Genomic DNA, 18,186 nt, shown 5'->3' with positions numbered 1-18,186 from the left:
AACAAAAAAGGCGGCCCACAGTGGCCGCCTCGCTGTTGCGTGATTGTGCTCACGCTTTTTTTATATTAGTGCTTCTTTCTTAGTGCGTATCCGGAATTATTTACGAAGCATACCTTCGATAAAATCTTTCCAGTTCCCCAGTTCATGCTCAATCATAAAAACCTCGTCTAATTATTATTAGTATTCTACAAAAAATCGCCATTGCTGTGAAGAGACCTTAAATCAATTGCTATGATTGGCCACCTCCGCGTTATTTGTTGGGCTTGAATAGACTATGACGCAACGACATGTAAGAAAATGTGACATATAGCAACATTCCTAAAAACGGGCAGCGAAACGTTTCGCGAGCGTGACGTGTCTCGCAAATTTGCGCTTTCGTTGGCCTGGCGTTACAAAATAATTGCTGGGCAAGAGTCTGGGCATATATTGCGCAACACGCAATTTAATTAGCAGACAAATATATTAAGGCCCGCTCGCCGCCTATTTTCTCTAATAGATCCTCATTATTCAAAATAGCTGAGTACTAAACCGAAACTAAAACAAAATGATTCACCCCCACGGCAGTTTGGGTAATACTCTCTCTTTTCCTGCTTAGAAAGTGAAATTTTATGAATAACTTTTCATCAGATGCGCTGCCAGTACTGTATGGCATCAAAAATTGCGACACCGTTAAGAAGGCGCGTCGCTGGCTCGATGAGCAGCAGATAGCCTACCGTTTCCATGACTACCGGGCCGACGGGCTGGATGCAGCCCTGCTCGATACTTTTATGGCTGAACTGGGATGGGAAGCGCTGCTAAACACCCGGGGCACAACCTGGCGCAAGCTGGAGGAAGCACGGCGGGAAAGCATTCAAAATGCCCCTGCAGCGGCAGAGTTGATGCTTGAAATGCCTGCAATTATCAAACGCCCATTGCTCTGCGCGCCCGGTAAGCCTATGCTGCTGGGTTTCAAAGAAACCAGCTACGAGCGCTATTTTAACGAGGTGTAGTCTATGTCATGCCCGGTTATTGAGCTGACCCAACAGCTTATTCGCCGCCCTTCTCTCAGTCCCGACGACGCAGGATGCCAGGCGTTAATGATCGAACGCCTGCGCGCTATCGGCTTTACCGTTGAACGGATGGATTTTGGCGACACGCAAAACTTCTGGGCATGGCGCGGCCAGGGCGAGACGCTGGCGTTTGCCGGTCATACCGACGTGGTCCCCGCTGGTGACGTCGACCGCTGGATCAATCCGCCGTTTGAACCCACCATTCGTGACGGGATGCTGTATGGCCGTGGCGCGGCCGACATGAAAGGCTCCCTGGCCGCGATGGTGGTAGCCGCCGAGCGCTTCGTCGCCCAGCATCCGCACCATAAAGGTCGACTGGCTTTCCTGATCACCTCCGACGAAGAGGCTAGCGCGACTCATGGCACGGTGAAGGTCGTAGAGGCGCTGATGGCGCGTAACGAACGCCTCGACTACTGCCTGGTAGGCGAACCCTCCAGTACCGAAGTCGTGGGCGACGTGGTAAAAAACGGGCGTCGCGGTTCGATGACCTGCAACCTGACTATTCACGGCGTGCAGGGCCACGTGGCCTACCCGCACCTGGCGGACAACCCGGTACACCGCGCAGCCCCGATGCTTAACGAGCTGGTGGCCATCGAGTGGGATCGGGGTAACGAATTCTTCCCGCCGACCAGCATGCAGATCGCCAATATTCAGGCCGGTACCGGCAGCAACAACGTGATCCCCGGTGACCTGAAGGTGCAGTTTAACTTCCGCTTCAGCACCGAGCTTACCGACGAGGCGATCAAGGCCCGCGTTGCAGCCTTGCTGGATAAACATCAGCTGCGCTACAGCGTTGAGTGGTGGGTTTCCGGCCAGCCGTTCCTGACCTCGCGCGGCAAGCTGGTGGATGCGGTAGTGAAGTCGATTGCGCACTATAATGAAATTGAACCGCAGCTGTTAACCACGGGCGGAACCTCGGACGGGCGTTTTATCGCGCGGATGGGTGCTCAGGTGGTGGAACTGGGGCCGGTGAATGCGACCATTCATAAAATTAACGAATGCGTAAACGCCGCCGATCTGCAGCTGCTGGCCCGTATGTATCAACGCATTATGGAACGGCTCGTTGCATAATAGGCGTTTCTGAATGAGGACATGAGCATGGAATGGCTGGCTAAATACTGGTGGATTCTGGTACTGGTTTTCCTGGTGGGCGTGCTGCTGAACGTCATTAAAGACCTCAAGCGCGTCGACCATAAAAAATTTCTCGCCAACAAGCCCGATCTGCCCCCGCATCGCGACTTTAACGATAAGTGGGACGACGAAGACGACTGGCCGAAGAAGAAGTAGGCCCGGTAAGCGTAGCGCCACCGGGCATTACGTGTTGTTATGTCGGGCGGCGCCAGGCTTGCCCGACCTACAACTCTACATAAACTCGACAATATCGTCGTCGTTGAACTTGCCGCCGCTCAGCGCCTCATCAAAATAGTGCTTCGGCACGGTATAGCTCAGACGGTCCAGCGCCAGCTGCATACTCTCGTGGCTGATCGCGTGTCCGACATCGTCAACGATATCCAGCGTCACATCACCCCCGGCCTGTAACAGCGCCTCCTGAGCAGCCACGGCATGTGCCAGCTCAATCACCCGATCCTCACCGCCGTGGATCAGGTGGATAGTGACCGCAGCGCTGATAGTCGCAGGCAGACTGGCAAAGCGACCGCTAAAGGCGATCACCCGCGACGCCAGATCCGGCTGGGCTTTTACCCCCTCCAGCGCCATGATTGCCCCCTGCGAAAAGCCGATCAGCGCCGTGGCCTGCGGCCCCAGCCCGCTTTCGTGCTGCCAGTAGCGAACCGTCTCGATAAAGGTGGGCATAATAGCGTCCACGCGTCCCTGGCGATCCTCCTCCGTCACGCCCTGGACAGAGAACCACTGCCGCGCCGGCGCGGGGCCACAGGGTTCAGCCCCACCAACGCTGACGATCAGTGCGTCCGGAAAACGGGCGGCAAAGCCGGTGCCGACCTGCCCCATCGCGACCGGATTATCGCCGACGCCGTGAAACAGTAGCAGCAGCTGGCTGGCCGGTTTATCCGGGCGTTGTACGACATGATAGTCATGTTTCATGGCGGTCTCCTTATAGCGTTGAGGTAAGTTTACGCCGCACGGCGGCGATGACCATGCCATTTAACTGAATGAGTTAGTTAAAAAAATTGCAGGTTTACCACCTGCTGTCGGCTCTGCGCTGTCCGCTCACTATCCAGAGAAGTCAGCGCCTCTGCCGCCTCTTTTCGCTGGGCGGCCAGCAATGCCTTACGTCCGGCCAGCCCCAAACGCTGGCAGGCCTGTGCCTCGCTGAGATGCTGCTCCAGCTGGCTGCGCAGCGCTGCCAGCGGCAGGTCACTGCTCATCAGCAGACGACTGAGCGCACCGGTGGCGGCCGAGAGCGGACGATGGGCAAAAGCAAAACCCGCCAGCTCGTGCCAGTCATCACTATTAAGGGTAGTCGGCTCCCCCGGCGGTAGGGGTAACTTTTCGTCACGCCAGGGGGCCAGCCAGGGCAGATCTCTCGCCAGTCTGCGCTGCTCTGTCGCCACCAGCGCCTCTGCCGCAGGGGTGAGCGGCAGGATGGCCATCGCCGTGTAGCAGCCGCTGCTGGCTTCACGATAGCTGCCCAGCCGCACCAGCTGAAAACCGCAGCGCTGCCAGAACCGCCACAGCTCGCGGGTATAGCCGAAGCTTACCGAAAGATAGTCGCAGCCTGCGCAGTGGGCATACGCCTCGGCAATGAGCCGCTGGCCGATGCCCTCCCGCTGACGCGTCGGGTGAACGGCAATACGGCTAATACGACACCCCACCAGCGTGGCCGCCAGCGGGCTGGCACCGTGTGCCGCCAGCGATTGAGCGACAAGATTGCCGCGCGGCCGCCGGAATCCCGCCCACACCGCCTGGCTAAGCGCGGGAGAGAGTCCCCCCTCTTCCACCAGCCACAGCGCGGCGATGGGCTGCTCGCCGGCCAGCGCCTGCCAGAAGCGCTGGCCTGGGGCGTCCATCATCCGCCGCAGATCGAGAGGCGAGGTTCGGTAGTGGGCGCTAGCCAGCAGGCGGTAGAGCGCGGTAGCCCGCTCGGGGGAGGTGAGCCAGGTATCCTGCGTGAGAGGAGAAATACGGTATTCAGCGCCTGGAGCCGAACCGGGAGCGGCATCATCAAACAGCAGCAGATCGCTGATGAAGGCTTCCAGCGGGCAGCCGCTGGCCCAGCGTAGCGGCGTGGTAAGTCTGGCATAGTGCAGATGATCCAGCCCGGCGCAGAGCTTCAGCAAGAAGCCCTGCCCTGTCCCCTCGTAGCCCTGCACGGTCGTGGTGAGCAGAACCCGACTGAATCCGGCAATCAGCTGTCGCAGCAGCGGGCCAGGTATCGCCGCCGCCTCATCCACAAGCAGCCAGTCAGGACGATCCGGGTCGCCATCAACCAGTCGCTGGAGCAACGCATCAGGAGGAATAAAGTTAACTGCGTCCCCGGCAAACTGCGCCAGCACGTCGGTGGCGGCCCGGGTCGGGGCGGTGACGATGGCGTTGCCCTGCAAATAGCGGAGATGCATTCCCGCCAACGCCGACTTGCCGCGCCCGCGCGGGGCGGTCACCACCATGACGCCAGGCGACATAGCTTTTAATTCAGCGAGGATCGCAGCCTGCTCCCGCTCCGGCGCCCCGCTGGCCGGCTGCCACGCGGGACGCGTTGCGAAATCAGGCAGCGTGAGAGGCTGCCCCTGCTGCCAGAGGATCGCCTCACCATTCTCCTGTAACGTGCGGCAAAAGTGGTCGATAAAGCGTGGAGTGGCGATGGGCTGAGCGGTATCGCTCCAGCGGCAGGCGTCGGCGTCGGGGAGCGCTGCCCAGCGGGAAAGCGCAGGTGTCAGCAGGACAAGCCAACCGCCAGCCCGTAGCGTGCCGCCGAGCGCCGCAAAGGCAGCAACGTCAAAACCCCTACGGGCATCAAAAACGGCATGGCTGAACTCGCGGCCCAGCAGCGTAGTGAGCGCCCGAGGATGGCAGTGGTGCGCCGCCTGGGAGGCATCCTGCTCATCGCCCACCCACAGCGCGTCCTGGGTGGTAATTAATGCGTTAGCCTGCTGGGCACACCACGTCGCTTCCCCACTGATAACCAGCAGGCGGCGGATGCCCTCGCGCGCCATCTGCGCGCTTAGGGCAATTAAACGCTCCATGTCACTGTTCCCGAAAATGCAGCCCTACAGATTTTTGCCAAAGGTGTTGCACTGGGCGACGTCACCCGTATCAAAGCCACGTTTAAACCAGGTGTAACGCTGTTCGGAGGTGCCGTGGGTAAAGCTATCCGGCACCACCCGGCCCTGGCTCTGCTGCTGGAGACGATCGTCCCCAATCGCTTCGGCGGCGTTCAACCCCTCCTGCAGGTCGCCCTCCTCCATCACGCCCTGCTGCTGCATACTGCGGCCCCAGACGCCAGCGAAGCAGTCTGCCTGCAGCTCCATCATCACCGACAGACGGTTAACCTCAACCTGGGAAGCGTTTTGCTGCAGCTGGCGCACTTTCGGTTCGATGCCCAGCAGCTTCTGCACGTGGTGACCCACTTCGTGGGCAATGACATAGCCCTGGGCGAAGTCGCCCGCCGCGCCGAGCTTGCTCTTCATCTCATCGTAGAAGGAGAGATCGATATAGACTTTGCCGTCCGCCGGGCAGTAGAACGGCCCCATGACCGACTGGCCGGTACCGCAGCCGGTCTGGGTATAGTTACGGTACATTACCAGGGTAGGCTGCTGATAGGTGCGGCCCATTTTCTCAAACAGCTGGGTCCACGTCTCTTCGGTAGTCGCAAAAATGACGCGGGTAAACTTCGCCGCCTCATTCTCCTGGGGAGTGGCCACCTGCTGGGTCCCCGGCTGTGAGATAGGCTGGCCGGTGAGCAGCCCGGTTAAATCCACGCCGTAATAGCCACCAATCACGACAATGATCAGCAGAATGATCCCGCCTTTACCCCGGGGCAAACGCAGCCCGCGGCCGCCCAGCGGGCTACCTGATTCGCTACGCCTGTCTTCAACGTTATTACTTTCGCGACGCCCTTGCCAACGCATAATCACCTCAGAGATATTTTAATAATATGATTGATCGTAGGCGGTTAAGGGCAGGATTACCATAAGAAAGGTGCTGTAACAGGCCGGAGGAGTGGGGAACGCCTCCGGCTAAAGGTGAAAGGCTGAATTAATCCAGTTTCACGCCGAGACGGTGGGCCACGGCTTCATAGGCTTCGATCACGCCCCCCAGGCTCTGGCGGAAGCGGTCTTTGTCCATTTTATCCATCGTCTCTTTGTCCCACAGGCGGCTGCCATCCGGGGAGAACTCATCGCCCAGCACCACTTCGCCGTTGAACAGGCCAAACTCCAGCTTGAAGTCCACCAGGATCAGACCCGCGTCGTCGAACAGCTTGGTCAGTACGTCGTTGGCCTTGTAGGTGAGCTCTTTCATGCGCGCCAGGTTCTTCTGATTCACCCAGCCGAAGGTTTCGCAGTAGGAGTCGTTAACCATCGGGTCGTGCATTTCATCATTTTTGAGGAACAGATCGAAGAGAGGCGGATTCAGTATCATTCCCTCTTCAATACCCAGACGCTTCACCAGCGAACCTGCGGCGCGGTTACGGATAACGCACTCTACCGGGACCATCTCCAGCTTTTTCACCAGACATTCGGTATCGGAGAGCAGCTGCTCCATCTGTGTTGGGATACCCGCCTCTTCCAGCTTGCTCATAATGAAGTGGTTGAACTTGTTGTTCACCATGCCCTTACGATCGAACTGTTCAATGCGCGCGCCATCCCCTGCTGACGTATCATTGCGGAATTCGAGCACCAACAGGTCCGGGTTTTCCGTACTGTATACGGTCTTCGCTTTGCCACGATACAACTCAGCTTGCTTTTGCATCTTTGTTACTCCAGGTTCCAGGTGTGATGATTTGAGGACTTATTGCGGCCATTATCCGCTACGCACACGTTTGCGTCTACCCTGATAAAAAAGGCCGGAGCAATCCGGCCTGATTTTTTACTTGAATGCAGCTTCGAAAACGGCCACCAGCGCGTCGTTTTGCGCTTGGGTGAGGGTGTGCCCTTTCGGATCGATAAACTGCAGGCTGCTGCGGTTATCGAGATCGCCTACCTGCAGCTTATAGTCGCCGGAGGTGAGACCCGGATCGCGCGCGCCAAGCGCCTGCCAGTCGCTGTCAGAGAGCGGCTTGTAGGTCACCGCCATGCTGCCGGTTGAGCGCGTGGAGTCGGTTACCTTCATGCCCACTTTCTCAAGGGTAGCGGGCAGGCGCTGCCAGACAACGTTAAACGGCCCACGGACTACCAGCATTGGCAGACCGGTATCGTCGGCACCGCTCTGAACGTCGAGGGTGGCGGCGGAGCGGTTCTGGGCGGCGTTCTGAGCCGCAGTCGCGGTTTTATCCAGCCCGGCGGAGATCGCATTCAGCATTTCGGTGCTGTAACGCTGCAGCGAGGCGGTATCGGCCACCGGCTTGCCAGCCTGCTCCAGGTTCATCAGCTTCACGACAACCGCCTGCTGATAGCCCTGCGGTTTAACCGAGATTTGATAACGGCCACGGTACTGCTGATCTTCGTCGAGACGGTTCCAGTCGACCCAACCGGTGGTCAGCGTCTGCGCGGCGTCGTCGCGTTTATCAATCGCGTAGTTGTTGCCCTGAACGATGCTTACTACCTGCGGCCACAGCGTGGTGCGGTTGCCGTTCTCTACCAGCAGCGTTGCGGTATCACCGGTAAACTGGGTGCGAGCCCCTGTTACCAGCGCCAGCGGCTGGGCCGGTGGGCGGATATCCAGCGCTTTACCGACGGCACCGCTGCCGTTGGCGACTGGAATGTTGTAGTCACCGTTCTGCACCGGCAGGATCATGCCAGCAGGCGCGTGAAGTTCACCAAGCGGCGCGGCATCCAGATAGGATTCATCACCGCTAACCTGGCGCTTATAGCGCGAGTCCGAACTACAGGCAGCGAGCAGCATAACAAGCGAAACACTCGCTACCTTCACCAGGCGCGACTTCTGTACTGAGTAAGCCATCAAATCTCCCTAAACTTTACAGCAAACCGGCGTGCTTAAGCGCAGCGGTAACAGCCTCACGACCGTGGTCGGTAATCGGCGTCATCGGCAGACGCAGCGTGTCGGTCGCCACAAGCCCCAACTCCTTACATGCCCATTTCACCGGGATAGGATTGGGTTCGACAAATAGTTTGTTGTGTAACGGCATCAGACGCTGGTTAATCACCCGCGCTTCGCTAAACTGCCCTTCAGCAGCCAGACGGCACATCTCTGCCATGTCGCGTGCGGCCACGTTGGCGGTCACGGAGATCACACCATGACCACCAAGCTGCATAAAGTCCAGCCCGGTGGCGTCGTCACCGCTCAGAAGACCAAAGTCATCTGAAACCAGCTCTTTGATCTGGTGAACACGACTTAAGTTCCCGGTAGCCTCTTTGATTGCGACAATATTGTTCACTTTCGCCAGACGACCCACCGTTTCAGGCAGCATATCGCAACCGGTACGCGAAGGTACATTATACAGAATTTGCGGCAGATCAGTGTGTTCCGCGATGGCTTTAAAGTGCTGGAACAGCCCTTCCTGAGTCGGACGGTTGTAGTAAGGCGTTACCGTCAGGCAGCCCACTACGCCGCTGTCGTTGAAGCGCTGGGTAAGGCTTATCGCTTCGGCGGTGGCGTTTGCGCCGGTTCCTGCGATAACCGGGATGCGCCCGTCGGCCAGCTCCAGCGTCAGCATCACGACGTCACCATGTTCCTCATGGCTCAGCGTGGCGGACTCACCGGTAGTGCCTACCGATACAATCGCCGAGGTTCCGCTGGCGACATGATAATCAATCAGTTTCTTCAGGCTTGACCGGCAGACATTACCTTTATCATCCATCGGTGTAACAAGCGCGACAATACTTCCCGTGAACATGGGCCATCCTCTGTGCAAACAAGATTCTCAATGGTACGTTTGGTGCTGTAATAAAAGCAAGCGACGCGAGGCGTTCCGGCGGTTGTATGCCGGTTTTTTTTATGCTTTCCTTAGGATTACCGAAACAGTTAGCGAAGCATCTACAGGAAGAACAGGTTTGACCCCTTCATCACAACATTATCTGGTTATCACTGCGCTAGGTGTCGACAGACCTGGTATCGTCAACACGATCACCCGTCACGTGAGCAGCTGCGGCTGTAATATCGAAGATAGCCGGCTGGCGATGCTCGGGGAAGAGTTCACCTTTATCATGCTGCTTTCCGGTTCATGGAACGCGATAGCGTTGATTGAATCCACGCTGCCGCTGAAGGGCGCGGAGTTGGATCTGCTGATCGTCATGAAACGCACCACCGCCAGGCCCGGCGCGGCGCTGCCCGCCACGGTGTGGGTGCAGGTTGAGGTGGCGGACTCCCCGCACCTGATCGAGCGCTTCACCGCCCTGTTCGATGCGCATCAGATGAATATTGCCGAGCTGGTCTCCCGCACCCAGCCTGCTCAGGCCGACACGGCCGCCCAGCTCTTTATACAAATTACGGCCCATAGCCCGGCGTTAGAAGATGCGGCAAAAATTGAACAAGCTTTTAAAGTACTATGTACAGAATTAAATGCGCAGGGCAGTATAAATGTCGTCAACTATTCCCAGAACGATGAACAGGATGGAGTGAAGTGATGAATCCACTGAAAGCCGGTGATACCGCACCGAAATTTAGCTTGCCGGATCAAGACGGAGAACAAGTTAATTTGGCCGACTTCCAGGGACAGCGTGTATTGGTCTATTTCTACCCGAAAGCCATGACCCCAGGCTGTACCGTTCAGGCCTGTGGCCTACGCGATAACATGGACGATCTAAAGAAAATCGGTGTGGAAGTGCTGGGCATCAGCACCGACAAGCCGGAAAAGCTCTCCCGCTTTGCTGAAAAAGAGCTGCTGAACTTTACGCTGCTGTCCGATGAAGACCATCAGGTCTGCGAGCAGTTTGGCGTCTGGGGTGAGAAGTCATTTATGGGGAAAACCTATGATGGCATTCACCGCATCAGCTTTTTGATTGGCGCTGACGGGGTCGTTGAGCACGTGTTCAACGATTTTAAAACCAGCAACCACCACGATATCGTGCTGAACTGGCTGCAACAAAACGCGTAATTCCCGCCAGGCGGCGCTGCGCTTGCACGGACCTACGATTGTGTAGGCCGGGTAAGCGCAGCGCCACCCGGTAATCGCGCCCTACTCTTCAATAACCGGATTATCCGGCCACGCATGCACCACGGCTTTGATCAGCGTGGCGAGCGGAATTGCAAAGAACACGCCCCAAAAGCCCCACAGTCCGCCAAAGATCACCACCGAGAGAATAATCACCAGCGGATGCAGATTCACCGCCTCCGAGAAGAGCACCGGCACCAGCAGGTTGCCGTCCAGCCCCTGAATGATCAGATAGACTGCAAAGCAGCTCCAGAACTCTGTTCCCAGGCCAAACTGAAACAGCGCCACGCCGACCACCGGCAGGGTCACCACAAACGCGCCGATGTAGGGGATGAGCACCGAGAAGCCCACCAGTACGGCTAGCAGCAGCGAGTAGTTAAGGCCGAAGAGAACAAAGCCAATCCACGTCGCCACGCCGACGACGATCATCTCCAGCACTTTGCCGCGAATATAGTTGGTGATCTGCTGGTTCATCTCTACCCACACCTGCCCTGCCAGGCCGCGGTTGCGCGGCAGCACGCGGCGCACGGCGTTGAGCATCTGCTCCTTGTCCTTGACCAGGAAGAAGACCATCAGCGGCACCAGTACCAGATAGACCGCGAGCGTCAGTAGCCCCACCAGCGAGGCAACGGAGTACTTGACCACCGAATCGCCTAAACTCAGCATGCGGGTGCGCATGTTCTCCGCCATAGCGTCGATAATGCCCGCGTCCATTAGCGCCGGATAGCGCTCCGGCAGCCTGGCGGCAAAATCAGAGAGCTTGTTGAGCATGCCGGGCATATCACGGATCAGATTAATGCCCTGCTGCCAGGCGACAGGCATCACCACGAAGGCCATCAGCAGCAGAATGCCGACAAACACCACCAGCACGATGCTGGCGGCGACGGTGCGTGAGCAGCCAACGTTTTCCAGCCGGGCGGTTGGCCACTCCAGCAGATAGGCCAGCACAATAGCGACCAGCAGCGGGGCCAGTAGCCCGCTGAAAAAGAACAGGATACTAAACCCTGCCAGCAGAATGACCAGCAGCGCAATCGCCTCCGGATCGCTAAAGCGACGGCGATACCACTGCATTAACATTTCGAGCATAACTTACCTTATCTATAGGTCCCTGGTGGGTTTTCCAGATGAATTGTATCGAAGTGAAACAAAAAAGACTTCGCTTTTCGACGCTGCCGCAGGAAACTTACGTATCAATTGATTAAGATGTTCATCACGCTCGCCATACAGGATTGAGGTTATGTTCAGGACGTTGAGAAAAACGCTGGTTGCCACCCTGATTGCTACCCTGACGCTGGGCCAGGCCGCCCCGGTCTTTGCTGATTCTGCGGATAACCTGCCGGATATGGGCACCTCGGCGGGCAGCACGCTGTCCATTGCCCAGGAGCTGCAGATGGGTGACTACTATGTTCGCCAGCTGCGCGGCAGTGCCCCGCTGATTAACGATCCCCTGTTGGTGCAGTACATTAATAGTCTGGGAATGCGCCTTGTCGCCCACGCTAACTCGGTGCGCACCCCGTTCCACTTCTACTTAATTAATAATGACGAGATCAACGCCTTCGCCTTCTTTGGCGGCAACGTGGTGCTGCACTCGGCGCTCTTCCGCTATGCCGATAACGAAAGCCAGCTGGCCTCGGTCATGGCGCACGAAATTTCCCACGTCACCCAGCGCCACCTGGCGCGGGCGATGGAGGATCAGAAAAACAGCGCACCGCTGACCTGGGCGGGGGCGTTAGGCTCTATTCTGCTGGCAATGGCCAGCCCGCAGGCGGGGATGGCGGCGCTAACCGGTACGCTGGCCGGCACCCGGCAGGGGATGATCACCTTTACCCAGCAGAACGAGCAGGAGGCGGACCGCATCGGCATTCAGGTGCTACAGCGCTCGGGGTTCGATCCGCAGGCGATGCCGACCTTCCTTGAAAAACTGCTCGACCAGGCCCGCTACGCCTCACGCCCGCCGGAGATACTGCTCACCCACCCGCTGCCGGAGAGCCGTCTCTCTGATACGCGCAACCGTGCCAACCAGATGCGTCCGGTTGTGGTCCACTCCTCAGAAGATTTTTACATGGCGAAGGCACGTACGCTGGGGATGTATAACAATGGGCGCAATCAGCTCACCAACGATTTGCTGGATGCCTGGGCCAAGGGCAACGTGCGCGAGCAGCGTGCCGCCCAGTATGGCCGGGCGCTGCTCGCGATGGAGGGCAGCAACTATCCTGCTGCCAGCCAGGCGCTGCAGCCGCTGCTGAGCGCAGAGCCGGACAACAGCTGGTATATCGACCTGGCGACCGATATCGATCTTGGGCAGAAAAAGTTTGATCAGGCCATCAACCGGCTTAAAAACGCGCCCAGATTAAAAACCGACCCGGTATTGCAGCTCAACCTCGCCAACGCCTATTTACAGAGCGGCCAGGCAAGCGAGGCGGAGAAGATCCTTAACCGCTACACCTTTAACTACAAAGATGATACCAACGGCTGGGAGTTGCTGGCGCAAGCTGAGGGAACGCTCGGTCATCGCGATCAGGAGCTGGCCGCCCGTGCTGAAGGTCTGGCGCTGAATGGCCAGCTGGATCAGGCTATCTCGCTGCTGGGCAGCGCCAGCGCGCAGGTGAAGCTGGGCAGCATGCAGCAGGCGCGTTACGACGCCCGTATCGACCAGCTGCGGCAGATGCAGGAACGCTTTAAGCCCTATACCAAAATGTAATCAGGAGAGTGTATGTCCGACGCGGTCACTATCTACCATAATCCCCGCTGCTCGAAGAGCCGCGAGACGCTGAGCCTGCTGAAAACCCACGGCGTCGAGCCGCAGGTGGTGCTCTACCTGGAGACGCCGCCGGATGCGGCCACGCTGCGTGACCTGCTGCAGATGCTCAACTTAACCAGCGCCCGCGATCTGATGCGGCAGAAAGAGGATCTCTATCGTTCGCTAAACCTGGCGGACAGCACTCTTTCGGAAGAGGCGCTGATTCAGGCGATGGTTGAGAATCCAAAGCTTATCGAGCGCCCGATTGTGGTGAAGCGCGGCCAGGCACGCATTGGCCGACCGCCGGAACAGGTGTTAGAGCTTCTGTAGGCGCTGTAGGCCGGGCAAACGCAGTGCCGCCCGGCGATATCACAGCTTCAAAATTTCTTTCACAAACGGGATCGTCAGCTTGCGCTGGGCGGTAATCGAGGCGCGATCAAGCTGATCGAGCGTCTCAAATAGCGTACGCATCTCGCGATCCAGCCTTTTCAGCAGAAAACGACATACGTCCTCCGGCAGCTCGAAGCCGCGCTGGCGGGCACGCAGCTGCAACGCCAGCAGCTTATCCTCATCCGACAGCGGCTGAAGCCGGTAGATCTGCCCCCAGTCGAGGCGCGAAGCGAGATCCGCGAGGTGTAAATTGAGCTGGCGCGGCGGCCGATCGCCGGTGATCAGCAGGCGCGTGCGGCCTGATTCCAGAATGCGGTTGTAGAGATTGAAGATGGCCATCTCCCAGGGATCGTCCCCGGCGATACACTCAATATTATCGATACAGACCAACGAGAGCTGCTCCATACCGTCCAACACCTCCGGTACGAACCAGGTGCGCTTATCGAGTGGCACATAGCCGACGGCATCGCCGCGCGCGGAGAGCTCGGCACAGGCCGCATGCAGCAGATGGCTGCGCCCCGCACCTTCCCGCGACCAGAAGTAGATGTATCCGCTATGATCCTGACGCAGCACGTTTTGCACAGCCGCCAACAGAGAGGGGTTATCACCCGGCCAGAAACTGGCAAAGGTTTCATCGTCGGGAAGATAGAGTGGCAGAGAGAGCTGCGCCGGTGCGTTCAGAGATACCTCAACAGGGCTTACGGAAAACGCAGCGAGTTTACCACAAAACGATGCGCGGTTTGAACCGGGCGCGATGCCCGGTTCACTTTCCAGATCGGTTTAATTTCCAGATGAGTGCGGGGTAACGTCGTCCTCTTTGACGTCAATCACCTCTTCTTCCGGGCGCAGGACGCTGATCAGCTTGAAGATCAGCGCCAGGCCGATGCCGACGATGGTCGCCAGCGCCATGCCTTTTAACTCTGCCGCGCCGATGTGCACCTTCGCGCCGCTGACGCCGATGATCAGGATCACCGAGGTGAGGATCAGGTTCTGCGCTTTGCTGTAGTCCACCCTGGACTCAATCAGCACGCGAATACCGGATGCGCCGATCACCCCGTAGAGCAGCAGCGAGACGCCCCCCATCACCGGAACCGGTATGATCTGGATAGCCGCCGCCAGCTTGCCGACGCAGGAGAGCAGAATGGCAATGATCGCCGCCCCGCCGATGACCCAGGTGCTGTAGACGCGGGTAATCGCCATCACGCCGATGTTCTCGCCGTAGGTGGTGTTCGGCGTGGAGCCGAAGAAGCCGGAGATAATGGTGGAGAAGCCGTTGGCAAACATTGAGCGGTGCAGGCCCGGGTCGCGGATCAGGTCGCGCTTGACGATGTTGGCCGTGACCACCAGGTGACCGACATGCTCGGCAATCACCACCAGCGCCGCAGGTAGGATGGTGAAGATGGCGAACCACTCAAAACGCGGGGTGTAGAAGGTAGGCAGAGCAAACCAGTGCGCCTGGGCGATCGGGGTAGTATCCACCACGCCCATCGCGAACGACAGCGCATAGCCTGCCAGCACGCCGATCAGGATCGGGATAATGGCAAGGAAACCGCGGAAGAGCACTGAGCCAAACACGGTTACGCCCAGCGTCACCAGAGAGATGATCACCGTTTTGCTGTCTGCTGACTGCCCTTCTGCTGGCAGCAGGCCCGCCATGTTGGCGGCAACGCCCGCCAGCTCAAGGCCGATAACGGCCACGATCGCACCCATCGCCGCCGGAGGGAACATCACGTCCAGCCAGCCGGTGCCCGCTTGCTTGACGATAAACGACACCAGGCAGAACAGCACGCCGCACATAATAAACCCGCCGAGCGCAACCTCATAACCGAGCGGCAGCAGGAGCAGCACCGGGGAGATAAATGCGAAGCTGGAACCCAGATAGGCAGGAATCTTACCTTTACAGATAAAGAGATAGAGCAGCGTGCCGACACCGTTGAACAGCAGTACGGTAGCCGGGTTAATGTGAAACAGGATTGGCACCAGCACGGTTGCGCCAAACATGGCGAACAGGTGCTGCAAACTAAGCGGGATTGTCTGTAAAAGCGGCGGTCTTTCACTCACCCCGATAGCACGGCGCGTCATAGTGTTTTCCTCTGAGTTATGTTTTGTATAAGGCGAACTGCGTCTTTTATTCAAAAAAAAGCCGACTATCAAAGTCGGCTCTTTTTCATTTATTCAATTACTTGGTACCAAAAATCTTGTCGCCGGCATCGCCGAGCCCAGGAATAATGTACCCGTGCTCGTTAAGGCCCTGATCGACCGATGCGGTATAGAGTTCAATATCCGGATGCGCCTTCTCCAGCGCGGCCACGCCTTCCGGGGCGGCAACCAGCACCAGCACCTTAATGCTGGTGCAGCCCGCTTTTTTCAGCAGGTCGATGGTGGCGATCATTGAGCCACCGGTCGCCAGCATCGGGTCAACCACAAGCGCCATGCGCTCGTCGATGTTGGATACCAGTTTCTGGAAGTAAGGCACCGGCTCGAGGGTAGTTTCGTCGCGGTAGACGCCGACTACGCTGATGCGGGCGCTCGGAACGTGCTCCAGCACCCCTTCCATCATCCCCAGACCGGCACGCAGGATCGGCACCACGGTAATTTTTTTACCTTTGATCTGCTCTACTTCTACCGGACCGTTCCAGCCTTCAATGGTCACCTTCTCGGTTTCCAAATCGGCGGTCGCTTCATAGGTCAGCAGGCTGCCTACTTCAGAGGCGAGTTCACGAAAGCGTTTGGTGCTGATGTCATGCTCACGCATCAGTCCCAGCTTGTGTTTGACGAGTGGGTGTTTTACTTCCACGATCTTCATACTCTTCTCCTTCCCCAGACAGTTGGCAGCCACAAAAAAAATCGCCGGATTATACCGCTTTTTTTCCGTTGCGCTATAGGTAGAGGGTTGATCCCGATCAATCAGATTGAAAATCAGTATATCGCAACGATCTCGGAGAGCCATGAATAATGGACTCGCAAACGTTTGCCTTGACTGTTAGAATTGCGCCGAATTTTATTTCTATCGCCATGTGGGGATCCAAGCAGTGACCGATAAAACCTCTCTCAGCTACAAAGATGCCGGTGTTGATATTGACGCAGGTAATGCACTGGTTGACCGAATCAAAGGCGTAGTGAAGAAAACTCGCCGCCCGGAAGTGATGGGTGGACTGGGTGGCTTCGGTGCGCTGTGCGCGCTGCCGCAAAAATATCGTGAGCCGGTGCTGGTTTCCGGTACTGACGGCGTGGGTACAAAGCTGCGCCTGGCGATGGATCTCAAGCGTCATGACACTATCGGCATCGACCTGGTAGCCATGTGCGTTAACGACCTGGTGGTTCAGGGTGCTGAGCCGCTCTTCTTCCTCGACTACTACGCCACCGGTAAGCTGGACGTCGACACCGCTGCCAGCGTCATCAACGGCATCGCGGAAGGCTGCCTGCAGTCCGGCTGTGCGCTGGTCGGCGGCGAAACCGCGGAGATGCCGGGCATGTACCACGGCGAAGATTATGACGTTGCGGGCTTCTGCGTCGGCGTGGTTGAGAAAGCGGAAATCATCGACGGCTCTAAGGTCACCGACGGCGACGTGCTGATCGCCCTTGGCTCCAGCGGCCCGCACTCTAACGGCTACTCGCTGGTGCGCAAAATCGTAGAGGTCAGCGGTTGCGATCCGGAAACCACCCAGCTCGACGGTAAATCGCTGGCGGATCACCTCCTGGCCCCCACCCGCATCTACGTGAAGAACATTCTTGAGCTGATTGCCAACGTTGACGTTCACGCCATCGCCCACCTCACCGGCGGCGGCTTCTGGGAGAACATTCCGCGCGTGCTGCCGGACAACACCCAGGCAGTAATTGACGAGTCCAGCTGGCAGTGGCCCTCCGTATTCAACTGGCTGCAGCAGGCGGGCAACGTGAGCCAGCACGAGATGTACCGCACCTTTAACTGCGGCGTTGGCATGGTCATCGCGCTTTCTGCTCAGGATGCGGATAAGGCGATTGAACTGATGAACGCGAAAGGTGAAAAGGCCTGGAAAATCGGTATGATTAAAGCCTCTGATTCCAGCGAGCGCGTGGTCATCGAATGAAAAACATAGTGGTGCTCATTTCCGGTAACGGAAGCAATCTGCAGGCAATTATCGACGCCTGCGCGCAGAAGAGAATTAACGCCACTATCCGTGCGGTATTCAGTAACAAGGCCGACGCGTTCGGCCTGCAACGCGCGCGTGAGGCCGACATTGCGGCCCACGCCATCACGGCTGACCAGTTTGCCAGCCGTGAGGCGTTTGACCGTGAGCTGATGATGGAGATCGACGCCTACGCCCCGGATCTGGTAGTCCTGGCAGGCTATATGCGCATTCTCAGCCCGGCGTTTGTCGCCCACTATCAGGGCCGCCTGCTGAACATTCACCCCTCCCTGCTGCCAAAATATCCCGGTCTGCATACCCACCGTCAGGCGCTGGCTAACGGCGACGAAGAGCACGGCACCTCCGTGCATTTCGTGACCGACGAGCTGGACGGCGGACCGGTGATCCTGCAAGCCAAAGTCCCGGTATTCCCCGGCGACAGCGAGGAGGACGTGACCGATCGCGTCCAGACCCAGGAGCACGCCATCTATCCGCTGGTGGTGAGCTGGTTTATTGATGGCCGTCTGGCGATGCGCGAGGGTGCCGCATGGCTTGATGGCGTCCAGCTCCCCCCGCAAGGACACGCCGCAGAGTAGAGCCTCTCTTGCCGGACAGCCTGCACCGTCCGGCAATAACCTCCGCATTATCAGATTACTGTCATACTTATCTGTCACAATTGGACAAGCTGTGGTAATTCTCACCATAATAAAG

At 58.0% G+C, this 18,186-nt stretch carries 20 protein-coding genes; 9 read left to right on the top strand and 11 right to left on the bottom strand.

Annotation, left to right across the window (positions count from 1 at the left end):
- Window positions 1–96: 96 nt before the first annotated feature.
- A complete protein-coding gene (gene ypfM, locus RTX96_RS15435; RefSeq protein WP_100181659.1) occupies window positions 97–156 on the bottom strand; it encodes a protein YpfM in 60 nt (19 codons plus the stop codon).
- A 476-nt stretch (window positions 157–632) separates the two neighbouring features.
- On the opposite strand from ypfM, the gene RTX96_RS15430 reads away from it, so the two are divergent.
- The 3 genes from RTX96_RS15430 to RTX96_RS15420 are packed head-to-tail and all read left to right on the top strand — an operon-like array spanning window position 633 to window position 2,336.
- Complete coding sequence (locus tag RTX96_RS15430) at window positions 633–989, top strand: ArsC family reductase (protein ID WP_103819459.1); 357 nt, start codon at window positions 633–635, stop codon at window positions 987–989.
- Window positions 990–992: 3 nt separating this feature from the next.
- Window positions 993–2,120: a succinyl-diaminopimelate desuccinylase gene (gene dapE, locus RTX96_RS15425; RefSeq protein ID WP_103818902.1), complete on the top strand. Its 1,128-nt coding sequence runs from the start codon at window positions 993–995 to the stop codon at window positions 2,118–2,120.
- Between the two features lie 27 nt (window positions 2,121–2,147).
- The gene (locus RTX96_RS15420; protein ID WP_103818901.1) at window positions 2,148–2,336 is read left to right on the top strand and encodes a YpfN family protein; all 189 of its coding nucleotides are present in this window, start codon (window positions 2,148–2,150) and stop codon (window positions 2,334–2,336) included.
- 75 nt (window positions 2,337–2,411) lie between these two features.
- Here RTX96_RS15420 and ypfH read toward each other — a convergent pair whose 3' ends face one another.
- From ypfH to dapA, 6 genes are all read right to left on the bottom strand, one after another.
- Window positions 2,412–3,110 (bottom strand): esterase, encoded by a 699-nt coding sequence (gene ypfH / locus RTX96_RS15415; protein ID WP_103818900.1) that lies wholly within the window; start codon window positions 3,108–3,110, stop codon window positions 2,412–2,414.
- Between the two features lie 77 nt (window positions 3,111–3,187).
- Complete coding sequence (locus RTX96_RS15410) at window positions 3,188–5,209, bottom strand: GNAT family N-acetyltransferase (protein ID WP_312671505.1); 2,022 nt, start codon at window positions 5,207–5,209, stop codon at window positions 3,188–3,190.
- Window positions 5,210–5,233: 24 nt separating this feature from the next.
- A complete protein-coding gene (locus tag RTX96_RS15405; RefSeq protein WP_103818898.1) occupies window positions 5,234–6,094 on the bottom strand; it encodes a neutral zinc metallopeptidase in 861 nt (286 codons plus the stop codon).
- A 127-nt stretch (window positions 6,095–6,221) separates the two neighbouring features.
- On the bottom strand, window positions 6,222–6,935 hold the full coding sequence (gene purC / locus RTX96_RS15400; protein WP_103818897.1) for a phosphoribosylaminoimidazolesuccinocarboxamide synthase: 714 nt from the start codon (window positions 6,933–6,935) through the stop codon (window positions 6,222–6,224).
- A gap of 117 nt (window positions 6,936–7,052) precedes the next feature.
- Complete coding sequence (bamC, locus tag RTX96_RS15395; RefSeq protein WP_312269039.1) at window positions 7,053–8,084, bottom strand: outer membrane protein assembly factor BamC; 1,032 nt, start codon at window positions 8,082–8,084, stop codon at window positions 7,053–7,055.
- Between the two features lie 16 nt (window positions 8,085–8,100).
- Window positions 8,101–8,979 (bottom strand): 4-hydroxy-tetrahydrodipicolinate synthase, encoded by an 879-nt coding sequence (dapA, locus tag RTX96_RS15390; protein ID WP_103818895.1) that lies wholly within the window; start codon window positions 8,977–8,979, stop codon window positions 8,101–8,103.
- A 157-nt stretch (window positions 8,980–9,136) separates the two neighbouring features.
- Between dapA and RTX96_RS15385 the strand changes: the two genes are divergently transcribed.
- Together RTX96_RS15385 and bcp are read left to right on the top strand one after the other, a co-directional pair.
- Window positions 9,137–9,709 carry a glycine cleavage system transcriptional repressor gene (locus tag RTX96_RS15385; protein WP_268107176.1) on the top strand — a complete coding sequence of 191 codons (573 nt, stop codon included), beginning with the start codon at window positions 9,137–9,139 and terminating at the stop codon, window positions 9,707–9,709.
- The gene (gene bcp / locus RTX96_RS15380) at window positions 9,709–10,179 is read left to right on the top strand and encodes a thioredoxin-dependent thiol peroxidase (RefSeq protein ID WP_103818893.1); all 471 of its coding nucleotides are present in this window, start codon (window positions 9,709–9,711) and stop codon (window positions 10,177–10,179) included. The genes RTX96_RS15385 and bcp overlap by 1 nt, the downstream gene beginning before the upstream one ends.
- A gap of 81 nt (window positions 10,180–10,260) precedes the next feature.
- Here the strand turns inward: bcp and RTX96_RS15375 are convergent, their stop codons facing one another.
- Window positions 10,261–11,322 carry an AI-2E family transporter gene (locus RTX96_RS15375; RefSeq protein ID WP_312671504.1) on the bottom strand — a complete coding sequence of 354 codons (1,062 nt, stop codon included), beginning with the start codon at window positions 11,320–11,322 and terminating at the stop codon, window positions 10,261–10,263.
- 151 nt (window positions 11,323–11,473) lie between these two features.
- Here RTX96_RS15375 and bepA point away from each other — a divergent pair, with 151 nt between their 5' ends.
- The gene (gene bepA / locus RTX96_RS15370; protein ID WP_103818891.1) at window positions 11,474–12,937 is read left to right on the top strand and encodes a beta-barrel assembly-enhancing protease; all 1,464 of its coding nucleotides are present in this window, start codon (window positions 11,474–11,476) and stop codon (window positions 12,935–12,937) included.
- 12 nt (window positions 12,938–12,949) lie between these two features.
- Window positions 12,950–13,306, top strand: coding sequence for an arsenate reductase (glutaredoxin) (arsC, locus tag RTX96_RS15365; protein ID WP_312671503.1), 357 nt, complete (start codon window positions 12,950–12,952; stop codon window positions 13,304–13,306).
- A gap of 39 nt (window positions 13,307–13,345) precedes the next feature.
- Here arsC and RTX96_RS15360 read toward each other — a convergent pair whose 3' ends face one another.
- The 3 genes from RTX96_RS15360 to upp all read right to left on the bottom strand — a co-directional run bounded on the left by RTX96_RS15360 (window position 13,346) and on the right by upp (window position 16,172).
- Window positions 13,346–14,047: a DnaA inactivator Hda gene (locus tag RTX96_RS15360; RefSeq protein WP_103818889.1), complete on the bottom strand. Its 702-nt coding sequence runs from the start codon at window positions 14,045–14,047 to the stop codon at window positions 13,346–13,348.
- Between the two features lie 99 nt (window positions 14,048–14,146).
- The gene (gene uraA, locus RTX96_RS15355; RefSeq protein ID WP_312671502.1) at window positions 14,147–15,448 is read right to left on the bottom strand and encodes a uracil permease; all 1,302 of its coding nucleotides are present in this window, start codon (window positions 15,446–15,448) and stop codon (window positions 14,147–14,149) included.
- Window positions 15,449–15,545: 97 nt separating this feature from the next.
- Complete coding sequence (gene upp / locus RTX96_RS15350) at window positions 15,546–16,172, bottom strand: uracil phosphoribosyltransferase (protein WP_103818887.1); 627 nt, start codon at window positions 16,170–16,172, stop codon at window positions 15,546–15,548.
- Window positions 16,173–16,398: 226 nt separating this feature from the next.
- On the opposite strand from upp, the gene purM reads away from it, so the two are divergent.
- Together purM and purN are read left to right on the top strand one after the other, a co-directional pair.
- Window positions 16,399–17,436: a phosphoribosylformylglycinamidine cyclo-ligase gene (gene purM, locus RTX96_RS15345; RefSeq protein ID WP_103818886.1), complete on the top strand. Its 1,038-nt coding sequence runs from the start codon at window positions 16,399–16,401 to the stop codon at window positions 17,434–17,436.
- Window positions 17,433–18,071, top strand: coding sequence for a phosphoribosylglycinamide formyltransferase (gene purN / locus RTX96_RS15340; protein WP_312269041.1), 639 nt, complete (start codon window positions 17,433–17,435; stop codon window positions 18,069–18,071). The genes purM and purN overlap by 4 nt, the downstream gene beginning before the upstream one ends.
- Window positions 18,072–18,186: the final 115 nt, after the last annotated feature.

Origin of the sequence: Pseudescherichia sp. (assembly GCF_032052675.1) — a bacterium.
Lineage (GTDB): Bacteria > Pseudomonadota > Gammaproteobacteria > Enterobacterales > Enterobacteriaceae > Pseudescherichia.
The sequence above is the reverse complement of the archived record's forward strand: the minus strand, read 5'-3'. Positions and strand labels throughout refer to the sequence as shown.

Excerpts from the sequence above, each read along its gene's own strand:
- dapA (WP_103818895.1), bottom strand. The coding sequence starts at position 8,979 with ATGTTCACGGGAAGTATTGTCGCGCTTGTTACACCGATGGATGATAAA.
- upp (WP_103818887.1), bottom strand. The coding sequence starts at position 16,172 with ATGAAGATCGTGGAAGTAAAACACCCACTCGTCAAACACAAGCTGGGA.
- purC (WP_103818897.1), bottom strand. The coding sequence starts at position 6,935 with ATGCAAAAGCAAGCTGAGTTGTATCGTGGCAAAGCGAAGACCGTATAC.
- bamC (WP_312269039.1), bottom strand. The coding sequence starts at position 8,084 with ATGGCTTACTCAGTACAGAAGTCGCGCCTGGTGAAGGTAGCGAGTGTT.
- uraA (WP_312671502.1), bottom strand. The coding sequence starts at position 15,448 with ATGACGCGCCGTGCTATCGGGGTGAGTGAAAGACCGCCGCTTTTACAG.
- ypfH (WP_103818900.1), bottom strand. The coding sequence starts at position 3,110 with ATGAAACATGACTATCATGTCGTACAACGCCCGGATAAACCGGCCAGC.
- bcp (WP_103818893.1), top strand. The coding sequence starts at position 9,709 with ATGAATCCACTGAAAGCCGGTGATACCGCACCGAAATTTAGCTTGCCG.
- dapE (WP_103818902.1), top strand. The coding sequence starts at position 993 with ATGTCATGCCCGGTTATTGAGCTGACCCAACAGCTTATTCGCCGCCCT.
- RTX96_RS15375 (WP_312671504.1), bottom strand. The coding sequence starts at position 11,322 with ATGCTCGAAATGTTAATGCAGTGGTATCGCCGTCGCTTTAGCGATCCG.
- bepA (WP_103818891.1), top strand. The coding sequence starts at position 11,474 with ATGTTCAGGACGTTGAGAAAAACGCTGGTTGCCACCCTGATTGCTACC.
- RTX96_RS15405 (WP_103818898.1), bottom strand. The coding sequence starts at position 6,094 with ATGCGTTGGCAAGGGCGTCGCGAAAGTAATAACGTTGAAGACAGGCGT.
- arsC (WP_312671503.1), top strand. The coding sequence starts at position 12,950 with ATGTCCGACGCGGTCACTATCTACCATAATCCCCGCTGCTCGAAGAGC.
- RTX96_RS15420 (WP_103818901.1), top strand. The coding sequence starts at position 2,148 with ATGGAATGGCTGGCTAAATACTGGTGGATTCTGGTACTGGTTTTCCTG.
- purN (WP_312269041.1), top strand. The coding sequence starts at position 17,433 with ATGAAAAACATAGTGGTGCTCATTTCCGGTAACGGAAGCAATCTGCAG.
- RTX96_RS15410 (WP_312671505.1), bottom strand. The coding sequence starts at position 5,209 with ATGGAGCGTTTAATTGCCCTAAGCGCGCAGATGGCGCGCGAGGGCATC.